Source organism: Candidatus Chloroploca sp. Khr17, from assembly GCF_004138165.1.
Lineage (GTDB): Bacteria > Chloroflexota > Chloroflexia > Chloroflexales > Chloroflexaceae > Chloroploca.
In genome coordinates this window covers 72153-83819 of record NZ_RYFF01000027.1, presented here as the reverse complement: position 1 = coordinate 83819, position 11667 = coordinate 72153, and the positions used below count along the sequence as shown (strand labels likewise).

Below are 11667 nucleotides of genomic sequence, written 5' to 3'. Positions count from 1 at the left end.
ACGGGCAAGCCGTGCCCGTACGGGGGGGGCTGTGCAAAAGGTGGACAATGCACAGATTTGGGGGTATACTGGGTGTAAGAGGATGCAAAAAGAAATAAAGATAGTGATGGGATGGTATGATAGAGCGAACGCATTTGTTGGAAGAGTTTGTGGTTGTGCGTGCGCCGATGGGGCGGGTTGAAGCAGTGATGACTGAGCGCGACCCGATGTTGCGTTGGATGTCTGGGGCGGTGCGCTTTGAGCCGGTGGATGGGGTCTGGACGTTTGACCAGGGGACACGGTGGCAGTTGACGTTGAGTGGGCTTGGACGTTTGTTGCAGGCTTCGTATGTTGTACACGAGCGTCGGCCTGGGCTGATCCTGTGGGCGTTTGATGGGTTTTGGGAAGGTTTTGATGCGTGGCATTGGATGCCGCAGCAAAACCCTGAGCATACATTGATTCAAAATCGCATTGAATATCAACTGCGCGTCCCGGTGATTGATGTGGTCTGGCCGGCGACGGTGGGGCCGCTGATGGGATGGGATGCGCGGGTGCAGATGCAACGGCTCAAGCAGGTCTGCGAAGAGCAAGGAGGATAGGATGGCACGTCCGTTTATTCCGATGACCGGCAAATGGCGCCGGGAATTCATTCAGCCCCGTGGCCCCAAAGGAGTACCGCAGGTTGGTGAAATGGCACCTGATTTCACCCTCCCGTACGCAAAGATGGTCTCAGGTCCTGAGGGTGAACTACAAATTGAGTATGGGCGAACGATCACGTTGAGTGCGCTGCGCGGTCGTCCGGTGGTGTTGAATCTGTCACGGATTGTGAGTGATCGTTTCTTCTGACCGCACTGTGCGCCGCAGCTGGATGCTTTGCGGGAAGCTCACGGTGAATTCGTTGCGCGGGGGGCTGAATTGCTGGTCGTAAGCAGCACCGAGCTTGAGATGACGAGCTTTGTGGCTGAGACGCTGAATGCCCCGTACCCGGTGTTGAGTGATGGCGACTGGTCGGTCTTTCATCGGTACGGCATGGGTTCGGCGATGGGGGTGCCGTTGCCGGGGACGTTTGTGCTTGATGCCGAGGGGATCATTCGATGGAGTTGGGTTGCCCCGCTCTCGGTCGTTTTTACGCCGCCGACACCGGAGACACTGCTCTCGATCCTGGATCAGTTGTTTGGGAAGTAGTTATTTTGTGCGCAGCAAAAAAGCCAGCATAGCTGGCTTTTTTGCTGCGCACAGACAAGGAGAAAAAGGGAAGGTTTAAAAACCGGCCGGGCTGACGACCATACGGCGAATGTAGGTGGTCTCGATGGCCTGGCTATACTGCCATGCGCCGAGGGCGAAGAGGGCCTGGGCGATGCTCTGACTGATCTGCTCGAACCACACCATGGCGATCGTGTTAAAGGTCATATTGGCCATCTGGGACATCAGCAGCACCACAAGCATCGTGGTCAGAAAGAGTGCGCCAGTTGTCCACATTTTGCGGCCCCAGGCGGCCAGCATGAGCATGACGAGCATCCCGATGTTGCCAATCGAGGCCAGCAAAATCAAGGGCACGCGCCACGGACCGCCAGCTTGACCAATAACGACGGAGAAGACAGCAAAGAGCCCGATCACAATCGCGGGTACCATCCAGGGGCGTTTGAGGGGGGGCTGTTCGCGAAGCATGCGCCGAACCTGATAGAGCGACCAGCCGAAGATCGTAAAACCAGGGGCGATCATGGGGAAAAGACCATGGTACATCCAGCCAATCTCGGTGCCAGTGGCCGAAATGATCAGCTTGCCTGAGGCTTTGAGGAGCCCACCGAGCACGATCAAGATGGCACCGATGGTTGCCATGCGCCCAATTGAACGATCCATCTGCATCATCATACGGGTCAAAATGATCAGACCGATAGCCGAAAAGATAACCGTCATGTAGTCCTGCAAGGCTAGCATCACTGTGTATTGATCTTGCATCGTCTCCGCTCCTTCGTGGCAGACACCTTCTACGTGCGTTCTATTGTATATATGTCACACGATTCTGCAAGTTGATGGTAGTACAGAGTCGGGAGAATCTGGTGAAGAGATCTGGAAGAAGGAGGGAGAATTGACAACCAGGGTGGGAGTGAGGGTGGGACGCCTTCGCTCCCACCCTGGTTGGAGGGTATCGCGGGGTTAGGGCGGATTGGCAGAAAGCGTCGTGTGGGCCTACAATAGAGGGAGGCGAACCGGGCCGACCCGGCGGTGTGAGTGAGGGAGCGACGATGCATATGGAACTTACGGCTGACAAGCTGATTGAAGCGCACTATTGGATGCGACTGACGCGGGCGTTGGATGACCGGGGAACCTTTTTGCACAAGCAGAGCAAGATTGTCGGGGGTTACTTCTCGCAAATCGGGCACGAGGCGTTGAGTGTCGCGGCGGGGATGGCGCTTGGGCCTGACGATGTCTGTGCGCCGATGCACCGTGATCTTGGCACGTACCTGGTGCGTGGGTTGACGCCACGGCGGATTGTGGCGCAGTTTCTTGGGCGGAGTACCGGGGTAAGTCGGGGGCGTGATGCGAATCTGCATGGGATGGGTGATTTGAGTCTAGGGCTCATCGGTTTTATCAGCCACCTGCCTGCCTCGACCCCGGTTACTGTTGGGGTTGCCCATGCCTTCAAGCTGAAAGGCGAGCCACGGGTTGCGATGGCTTTTTTTGGTGATGGCAGCGCGAGTCAAGGTGTGGCGCATGAGGCGCTCAACTGGGCCTCGGTCTTTCAGGTGCCGGTAGTTTTTATCTGTGAGAACAACCAGTACGCCTACTCGACGCCGCTAGCGCGGCAGATGCGGATCGAGCATATTGCCGAGCGGGCAGCGGGTTATAGTATGCCGGGGCAAATTGTTGATGGCAACGATTTTGAGGCGGTTTATGCAGTCGTGCATGCGGCGGTTGAGCGGGCGCGGGATGGGGGTGGACCGACGCTGATCGAAGGCAAGACGATGCGGATGCGCGGGCACGCGATTCACGACAATATGGCCTATGTGCCCAACGAATTGCTGCAAACGTGGGCCGAGCGCGATCCCATTATGCGCTTTGAGGCCACGTTACGGGAGCAGGGCCTGCTCGATGATGCGCGTTTGGCGGAAATATTGGCCCGGATTGAGGCCGAACTCGACGATGCGCAGGCGTTTGCGGAAGCATCACCGTATCCCGATGGGGCGGAGGTGCGCGAAGGCGTATATGCCTAAGAAGGCTTTGCGTCTGATGCATCGCCTTCCTAGGCATCATGAAGCCTAGCCAAGGACAAAGATTTGAGGTATGGCTCGATCCTGGAAGAGCAGAACCACCGCTTCGCGGGCGGGATCGTAGTCATTGAGAATTGCTTCGAGATTGGGGGGCCACTCATCTGAGCCCGCATCGGCGGGATAGTAGGCGATGGGGGCGGTGCCGGTGGCGGTGCGGAGATCAATGCCACGCAGGTCAATCTCGATGACCCCGATGCCATCACGCTTGTACGATTGGGCCGCAAACTCGAGTAACTGTTCACTAATTACGGTCACGTAGCTACCAGCGATCTCGGCGGGGTCACTCTCGGGTGTTTCGAGCAAACGGCGTAGATAGAGCAAAGCCTCTTGTTGCTGTGGATTCATAGGGTTCTCCGGGTGATACACGCGACTGTCCTTATGATACCGCATGTAGGGAGGGATGGCACAAGCGAGGGGCGAGCAAGGCTCGCCCCTCGCTTAGGGCAATTGCATCTTCCGTGTATGCACCCCGCCAGGGCACCCGCGAGGGGTGCCCGTACGCCGGGCCTGGAGGGGTGCCCGTACGTCGGGCCGGGCGGGGTGCCCGCGAGGGGTGCCCGTACGCCGGGCCGGGCCCTGGAGGGGCACCCCTGGCGGGTGCCCCATTGTTGGCGGGTGCCGCCGGGCCTGATAGGGGCACCCGCGAGGGGTGCCCGTACTTCATCAGGCAGCCATGCTCAGAGCAGGTGAAACCCTTTGAGGTGTAGGAGCCTTGCGGCCCTACACCCGTTGGCTTGTGCTTGTTGCCTAGTTGACGCTGATGCTAATGCGGCGTGGCTTGACCTCTTCGGCCTTGGGGATGTTGAGGTGGAGCACACCGTTCTCGAGGTTAGCGGTGATATGATCGCCGCGTACGGTTGTTGGCAGGGTAATGCTGCGGGTAAAACGGCCATAGCGACGCTCGATGCGATGGTAATTGCGCTCTTTGCTCGCTTCGCTCTGCTTGATCTCACCACTCAAGCTTAACACGCCATTCTCGAAGGTAATCGCGAGATCCTCAGCCTTCATCCCAGGCACAGCGGCCTCGACGAAATAGGCATCGGCCGTCTCACTCAGATCCAGGTGCATCACGAAGGTGCCGCCATTGCCAGCACGGGCAACTACCCCGGGCACAACACTCTCTTCAAACAGGCGGTTCATCGCCTCACGCAGGGTCACAGCCTCTTGCACAGGATCCCACCGAGTCAACGTAGCCATAGGTAACCTCCTTCGCATTGTTTTATTATCTTTTGTTTGTTCGCTTATCCAGTTGGGCAAGGACGATAGATAAGTTTGTTGTGCTTACTATAGGCTACGAGTGTTAGATGAGTATCGGTGGGACATTAGAGCGATGTTAGCGTGTGCTTGCCTTGCTTGCGCATGGGGCGCAGCCTCAAACTCTGGCTTGTGTCGAGCAAAAGTAAAGAGGCAATCCGGAGGTATGAGTAAATTGTTATCTTGACCGAAAGATCATTCGTTCGGGTTGTTTCAGGCTTGGCTGAGCATACATCCAAGGATACAATCACAACGCTATTTTAAGCATAGCCTGAAGGTCTTGCTTGAAGAATAGAGCGTTTTAGCGCGTTCTGATGCGAAAACGTGGTGACTGGCAGGCCAGCAGGAGTGCAGGCTAACTCGTTAAATATATTTAACTACGAATGAAAAGACATTTATCTTGCCCCCCTTGCCTACCCCTTCAGAAGAGTTTTAACTTTTCCAAAGGGTTGACATGTCTAGTGCAGAGATATACCATACTACGTACAGGATATCAAGCCAAGTCGAGAGATTTTATCCGAGCGCAAGTGCTACGGGACGTAGTTTCGAGGCAGAACGTCACATCTAGGCACAGCCTTGCTGTCATCATAGCGAGCAATCTGATCTGACGCAAGTTCACCGAGAGCTGTTAAGTGTCTGATTATAGAGGCAGATTCAGGGGGACAACCGTGCGTATTTTAATTGCCAGTGGTGAGTTGATGCAGGCAAAAATGACCCGCTTCTTGCTAGAGGAAGTAGGGTACAGTGTCGAGCATGCGGCCAACGCATATCAGGCCGAACACATTCTTGATCGTGGCAGCATTGATTTGATTCTACTTGATGAGCATTGCCCCGATATTGGGGGTGCGAGTCTTTGCCAGAAATTGCGTTCACAATATCACATCCCGATCATTTACACAGCTGAAAACTGCCCCGTTGCCGAACGAGTGATGGCATTGAAGATGGGCGCGGACGATGTCTTGCCCACGCCATATAATCCACACGAGTTATTAGCGCGGATTGAAGCAGTGATGCGCCGCTATGGTGATGAAAGCATCCGGCTCTTTTCAACCTACCAGCCAATCTCGGTCGGCCAGTTGCGGCTTGATCCCGTACAGCGCCGGGTCGTGATTGGCGACAATCGCGAAGAGTTGCTGACCGAGCGAGAATTTCAACTGCTCTATTATCTTGTGCAGAATGCCCGTTGTGTCTTGAGTTCACGCCAGTTGCTCCAGAAGATCTGGGGGATGGAAGACATCACCGAGAGCAATCTTGTGCCGGTCTACATCGGGCGATTGCGTCGCAAGATCGAACCCAATCCTGTGAAGCCCAAGCACATTGTGCGGGTGCGGGATCTTGGGTACAGTTATCATCCATAGCACAAACACGTTTTGAGCGAAAGAAACGGGCGCACGCGGTTGACCGCGTGCGCCCGTTTTTTACATGCCTACGGCACGTTCGAGCAGGCCAGGCTGATTGCGTTCGGCATTGCCTGCGGCGATGATCTGGTTGGCGATGGCGAGGGCGGCAATACCGGCTTCGCCGCTAACGACGGGCGGATTACCGGTGCGCACGGCTTCGCAGAAGCTGCGAAGTTCTTCAACGAGCGGCTCGCGGCGCTGCACCTTTTGGCGAATGCTACGGCCTTCGCTGACGCCGATCAGCGCCAGTTCGGGCCAGGCCTTGCCCTGACAGGAGTCATTCTCGTAGAAGGTGAGATCCTGGGTCAGATAATTCGCGACAAACATCCCTCGTTCACCCACCACACTCAATTCACGGATCTTGGTCGGGGTCAACCAATTAATATCGAGCATCCCGACCACCCCATTTTCAAAACGCAGCACGGCGGACAGCATATCCTCGTGCGTCTGATGGACATGGCGATGGAGTTCGACGTGCATACGCACAATTGGTGATCCGATGAGATAGTTGAGAATATCGACCTCGTGGGTTGCCAAGTCAATCACGACGCCAACATCTTCAATGCGGGCGGGAAAGGGGCCGACCCGGCGGGCCGAGATCTGGAAGACATTGCCAATTTCGTGGTCATCAATTTGTTCTTTGAGGGAGATGATCGCAGGGTTGAAGCGCTCGATATGGCCGACGGTGAGGGTGACACCGCGGCGGCGGGCGGCGTCAACGAGGGCATAGCCCTCTTCGACCGTGGCAGCGATTGGTTTTTCGATCAAGACGGACACACCATAATCAATCACCTCAGCGGCAACGCGATAGTGGTGCTTGGTCGGGACAACAATGGAAACGAGGTCGAGATCCATCTGTGCAAGCATCAACCGGAAATCGGTATAGGCGGCACATCGATAGGTGTGGGCAACCTTACTTACGATTTCGGTGCTGGTATCGCACACGGCTACGAGGTCAACTTCTTCCATGCCTGCGTAGGCGCGGGCATGATTGCGCCCCATACTTCCCACACCGATCACCCCAGCGCGCAGTCGTCTCGTCATCCCACCCTCCTTTAGTAAGCACCGTGTCCGTTGAGGACAATCGGGATTGTACGGAAAACAATGTAGAGATCGAGCCAGATCGAGTAATTGCGGATATAGTGCATATCAAGACGAACGCGGTCTTCGTAGCCAAGATTGCTGCGGCCACTGATCTGCCAGAGACCGGTGAGCCCGGGGCGCACCATCAAAAGATTGTGCTGCCAGCGTCCGAAGTGGTGCAGTTCGTCCTGGGTGATCATGCGGGGACCAACCAGGCTCATCTGACCAAGCAAGACATTGACGAGTTGGGGCAATTCATCGAGGCTGGTGCGGCGCAAAAAATGACCAAGGCGGGTTACGCGTGGATCTTCTTTGAGCTTGCCACTGGTCGCCAATTCCTGCTTTTGTTCAGGGGTCAGACGGGTATTGCCATCAACGTACATGCTGCGGAACTTGAAGGCATCGAAGCTACGGTTGCCTGCGCCCATCACGCGGCGGCGATGAATAAGCGGGCCTGGGCTATCGAGCCGAACGAGCAGGGCAATGAGCAGCAGCAGTGGACTAAAGATGATCAAGGCGGCCAGGGCACCGCCGCGATCGAGGATCGCCTTGCTGAAGGCGTGCAGGCCCGTAATGCGGGTCTTGTTGAGCGTAAGCAGGGGCACATTCGCCTGCTCGCGCACCTGGACCCCAATAGTAAGGAGATCAAAAAGCCCTGGTGAGAGATGCACATTCAGTTGACTGAGGGTTTCGATTGCCCCCTGGACGAGGGACATGCGTTCGCGCACCAGATTGGTATCAGCGATAATGACCGCATCGGCGCGATGCTGGAGGACAACCTGTTGGAACGTCGTACTACTACCGAGGACATAGACATCAGGCAAGACTTCGGTACCGACATCCAGTTCATCGTCGACAAAGCCCACGATATGGGAGCCTGCGATGGGCGCGGCCTTGAGTTGCGTTGCCACGGCGCGGCCCTCGGCGTTGGCCCCGAGCACAACGACACGCTCGGTGAGCCAGCCCTGGTGCCGCATCCGGTATATGCCACGGCGGGCACTGAAGCGCCAGAGGATCGTGAAACTGACTGACGCAAGCCAGGCGAGCAAGAGCCAGGCGCGGGCGACCACGACATCGGGGACGAGGAACGTGAGAATGATCACCAGCACCATCCCGAGCGTACAGGCATTAAAGACTTTGGTGTACTCCTGGGTGCCCCCACCGAGATAGTGCGGCTTGTAGAGGCCATAGAGCGCAAAGAGGGCAATCCACGATGGCACGAGGGCGACCATCAAGGTTGCGTAAAAATGGGGCTCATTCGAGCCTTCGTTGAAGATCGGCCAGTTGGTATAAAAGCGCAGCAGATAAGCCAGCATAAAGGCTGCGATCACCGCAAGCATATCGCCAATGGCCAGGATCGTGAGCATCACCGGCCAACGGTCACCCGAGATACGGGGATCGTTCTGAAGGCCTTTTCGTGCGACGCGGTCAATGGTCGGGCTGCTCATAGAAACCTCTTTGCTTTGCTGCATTATTCCTTCAACCATCGACTCTTGTTTGCGAAGCTTGACTTCGCGGGCTAGGCAGTGTGTGAACGACTTGCCTGAGTTAGGATGCCGCCGTCAGGGCGATTGCGCCGACGGTCGATGCGTTGATCTGCTGGCCGGCGACGCGGGCGGCGACGCCACGGGCAAAGGCACACACCGATTCGCCGTTGGTCAATTGCGGATAGATCTGCCCCGTATTGGCGAGATAGAGCCCGGCAATGGAACTGGCGACAGGTGGGATGAGATCGGTTGCGCCGATAGGGTGAAGGGGCTCGACATAGCGCTCGCGCCCGATACGGATGGCGGCGATATCATCATCGCGCAAGTCAGGGAACATCTGGCGCAGGTAGCCAAGGAAGGTTGTCTGCAACTCGTCATCACCCATACGGGCATAGGGACTACCGGGGGCGACATATTTCGGCAGATAGACCAGATGGTAGCCGCCGGCATCGCGAGGATCGATCAAGTTGGTTGTTTCGATCACACCGGTGAAGGGGATGCGCTGGTCAGTAATATTGAGGGTATAGTAGGGCGTGAGCGAGCGCCGCATCACGAGCAGCATACAGACAATGCCGAGGTAGCCCTCGAGTTGGCCCCAGCGGGCCGAGACGTTGGCTGCTTCAGGTGGCAAGAGGCGGCGGGCGATCGGCGTCTGCATCGTAATAACGGTTTTGTCACTACTCAGCTCCTGCCCATTGACCGACAGGCCAACGACGCGGTCGCCGACAACGCGGATCTGGTCAACGGTCGCGCCAGTCGTAATGGTACCCCCACGGGTGCGGACAGCGTTGGCGAGGGCATCGACCAGTTCCTGGTACCCGTTGGGCAGATAGCACATCAACTCCTTGCCCTTGCTGCGGGTATCAGTTGTGCGCACGAGGCGTGACCAGATATAGGTCGCTGGCACCTGCGAAAAATCGCCATCAAACTTGGCCCGTAGCAAAGGCTCCCAGATATGGCGCACGGTACGTTCGCCGCTGAGCCCGGTCAGCCAGTCAGCGACGGGCATCTGCTCGAGCTGGCGCCAATCTTTGACCTGGCGACAGGCAAGAATGGTATAGGCGAGGCGGGCCCGATCCACAAACGTAAGTGGCGGAAAGCGCAGGAATTCGAGAGGCGTCGTCATCGGGTACGAGCGGCCATCGTGATAAAAGCCCATTTTGGTCGAAACCATCTGCAGGCGATCACGCAGCTTCAGTTCTTCCATCAGCCCCATCAGCGTACGATCGCTATTCAAAATCGCATGATAATAACGATCACAACTCATATTATCGAGTTCTGGAAACGAGGTGCGCCCCATCAACCCACCGAGGGTTGCCGAGCGTTCCCAGACGCGTACAGACTGACCTTGCTTGAGCAACTCGTAGGCCAGGGTCAAGCCAAGAATACCGCCGCCAATCACATCAACCATGAGCGCATCTCCCTACATAAATGGGCATACCCAATCCTCAGACAGCCTGGACGAAGGGGGCTTCAATCTGCAAGGCATTGACCGCCCGCGCAATCTGATGAACCTCATCAGGTGTCAGGCCGGGATGCACCGGTAGGGCCAGGATTTCGCTACTAACGCGGTCGGCAACGGGTGTGGTAGCCTGATAGCCGAGCTCGCGATAGACAGGTTGATTCGGAATGGTGAGCGGATAGAAAATCGCTGTGCCGACGCCAGCTGCGGCGAGTTGTTGTGCAGCGGCATCGCGGTCACCAAGGATGCGGACGGTATACTGATGGAAGACGTGGTGAATGCCCGGACGCACCTGGGGCTTGATCACCTGGGGATGCGCGATCATCTGGTTGAGCACCTGGGCATTGGCGATCCGCTGGGCGTTAAAAGCCTCACACTTGCCAAGCTGCACCCGTCCGATCGCAGCGTGGAGATCGGTCATACGGCAATTGTAGCCAAGGCACTCGTGGTAATAGCGGACACGGCTGCCGTGATTACGGAGGAGGCGAAGCTTTTCAGCGATAGCATCGTCATCGGTCGTAATCATGCCACCTTCGCCACTGGTAATATTCTTGGTGGCATAGAGCGAGAAACATGCCGTACTAAAATTACCGGTTGGGCGCCCGCGATAGCGAGCGCCGACGGCCTGAGCGGCATCTTCAATCACCGCGAGGCCATTGCGGCGCGCGATGACCATAATCGCGTCCATCTCGGCGGGATGCCCATAGAGATGGACGGGCATAATGGCGCGAGTACGGGGCGTAATCGCAGCCTCGATCTGGCGGACATTGAGATTGAAACAATCCTCATCGATATCAACAAAAACGGGGCGAGCGCCGGTCATCAAGATGCTATTGGCCGTTGCGACAAAGCTAAACGGCGTGGTGATGACCTCATCGTCGGGGCCGATCTCGTGCGCGAGCAGGGCGAGAAAGAGGGCGGTTGTGCCACTGGTCACAGCGACCGCGTGGCGCACCCCGCACAACTCAGCGAAGCCTTGTTCGAGCCGTTCCACTTCTTCCCCCTGGGCGAGTTTCCCTGAGCGTAACACAGCAAGCACAGCGGCTTCTTCTTCGGGGCCAAGGAGTGGGCGAGAGATCGGGATCATAAGCTTCCTCCGCCGACGACGCGCTCGAGCAAGACCCCTGCGGGGGCCACTTCGAGGGTATGGGCCAGCATGTCTTCGATCTGATAGCCGAGGTTGACGGCGAGCGCGTGGCACACCGTGCTATGAATATCTTCAACCTGGGGCATCATCTGATTATCAACGTGCAGCGTGGTCTGCGCGAGGTGGTCGAGCAACCCGCCATCAAAACCGGTGAGCCCGATGGTTGATGCACCCATCTCGTTGGCCCATTGGATCGCACGCAGCACATTGGGTGACTTGCCGCTGCCCGAAATAGCAAAGACAAGATCGCCAGGCCGGTAGAGGCTGCGCAGTTGCTCGACAAAGACATCGGCATAGCCCTGGTCATTTGACCAGGCGGTCAAGAGGGCCATATTGTCGGTAAGCGCGAGCGAGCGTACGCGGCGTGCGCCGTCGCGGATTGTCCACTTGGTCAGGTCACAGGCAAAGTGTGACGCAGTTGAAGCGCTGCCGCCATTGCCACAGACAATAATGGTACCATCGCGTTCGTACGTCGCCCAGAGTGCATCAGCAATGCGCCGTAGGGGCAGCTGAGGCAACTGATCGAGCGTGTACATAATCTGCTGAATATAACGATGCAAGTAGTTCAAGGGGTTTCTCTCTC

The 11667-nt window shown here is 56.9% G+C and carries 12 protein-coding genes; 4 read left to right on the top strand and 8 right to left on the bottom strand.

All coding sequences use genetic code 11. From position 1 onward, the window contains the following. The first annotated feature begins 116 nt into the window (after nt 1-116). Both EKD05_RS15865 and EKD05_RS27220 read left to right on the top strand, forming a co-directional pair. Nucleotides 117-578, top strand: a complete 462-nt coding sequence (locus EKD05_RS15865; RefSeq protein ID WP_129674441.1) for an SRPBCC family protein — start codon at nt 117-119, stop codon at nt 576-578. 22 nt (nt 579-600) lie between these two features. After that, nucleotides 601-1164: a peroxiredoxin family protein gene (locus tag EKD05_RS27220; protein ID WP_370374905.1), complete on the top strand. Its 564-nt coding sequence runs from the start codon at nt 601-603 to the stop codon at nt 1162-1164. A gap of 75 nt (nt 1165-1239) precedes the next feature. Here EKD05_RS27220 and EKD05_RS15855 read toward each other — a convergent pair whose 3' ends face one another. Then, a complete protein-coding gene (locus tag EKD05_RS15855) occupies nt 1240-1938 on the bottom strand; it encodes a hypothetical protein (protein ID WP_129674437.1) in 699 nt (232 codons plus the stop codon). A gap of 287 nt (nt 1939-2225) precedes the next feature. Here EKD05_RS15855 and EKD05_RS15850 point away from each other — a divergent pair, with 287 nt between their 5' ends. Continuing rightward, nucleotides 2226-3194 carry a thiamine pyrophosphate-dependent dehydrogenase E1 component subunit alpha gene (locus EKD05_RS15850; protein WP_240695812.1) on the top strand — a complete coding sequence of 323 codons (969 nt, stop codon included), beginning with the start codon at nt 2226-2228 and terminating at the stop codon, nt 3192-3194. Between the two features lie 45 nt (nt 3195-3239). Here the strand turns inward: EKD05_RS15850 and EKD05_RS15845 are convergent, their stop codons facing one another. Continuing rightward, on the bottom strand, nt 3240-3596 hold the full coding sequence (locus EKD05_RS15845; protein ID WP_129674435.1) for a hypothetical protein: 357 nt from the start codon (nt 3594-3596) through the stop codon (nt 3240-3242). Nucleotides 3597-3998: 402 nt separating this feature from the next. Next, entirely contained in the window at nt 3999-4448 is a 450-nt protein-coding gene (locus EKD05_RS15840; RefSeq protein WP_129674433.1) for an Hsp20/alpha crystallin family protein, read from the bottom strand. 725 nt (nt 4449-5173) lie between these two features. On the opposite strand from EKD05_RS15840, the gene EKD05_RS15835 reads away from it, so the two are divergent. After that, nucleotides 5174-5863 (top strand): response regulator transcription factor, encoded by a 690-nt coding sequence (locus EKD05_RS15835; RefSeq protein ID WP_129674431.1) that lies wholly within the window; start codon nt 5174-5176, stop codon nt 5861-5863. Between the two features lie 60 nt (nt 5864-5923). Here EKD05_RS15835 and EKD05_RS15830 read toward each other — a convergent pair whose 3' ends face one another. The 5 genes from EKD05_RS15830 to EKD05_RS15810 all read right to left on the bottom strand — a co-directional run bounded on the left by EKD05_RS15830 (nt 5924) and on the right by EKD05_RS15810 (nt 11653). Further along, on the bottom strand, nt 5924-6949 hold the full coding sequence (locus tag EKD05_RS15830; protein WP_129674429.1) for a Gfo/Idh/MocA family protein: 1026 nt from the start codon (nt 6947-6949) through the stop codon (nt 5924-5926). Between the two features lie 11 nt (nt 6950-6960). Then, nucleotides 6961-8436 (bottom strand): sugar transferase, encoded by a 1476-nt coding sequence (locus EKD05_RS15825; RefSeq protein ID WP_129674427.1) that lies wholly within the window; start codon nt 8434-8436, stop codon nt 6961-6963. 100 nt (nt 8437-8536) lie between these two features. Beyond that, complete coding sequence (locus EKD05_RS15820) at nt 8537-9886, bottom strand: NAD(P)/FAD-dependent oxidoreductase (RefSeq protein WP_129674425.1); 1350 nt, start codon at nt 9884-9886, stop codon at nt 8537-8539. A 37-nt stretch (nt 9887-9923) separates the two neighbouring features. Next, nucleotides 9924-11024 (bottom strand): DegT/DnrJ/EryC1/StrS aminotransferase family protein, encoded by a 1101-nt coding sequence (locus tag EKD05_RS15815; RefSeq protein ID WP_129674423.1) that lies wholly within the window; start codon nt 11022-11024, stop codon nt 9924-9926. Then, nucleotides 11021-11653: an SIS domain-containing protein gene (locus tag EKD05_RS15810; protein ID WP_240695811.1), complete on the bottom strand. Its 633-nt coding sequence runs from the start codon at nt 11651-11653 to the stop codon at nt 11021-11023. Before EKD05_RS15810 ends, EKD05_RS15815 begins: the two co-directional genes overlap by 4 nt. Nucleotides 11654-11667: the final 14 nt, after the last annotated feature.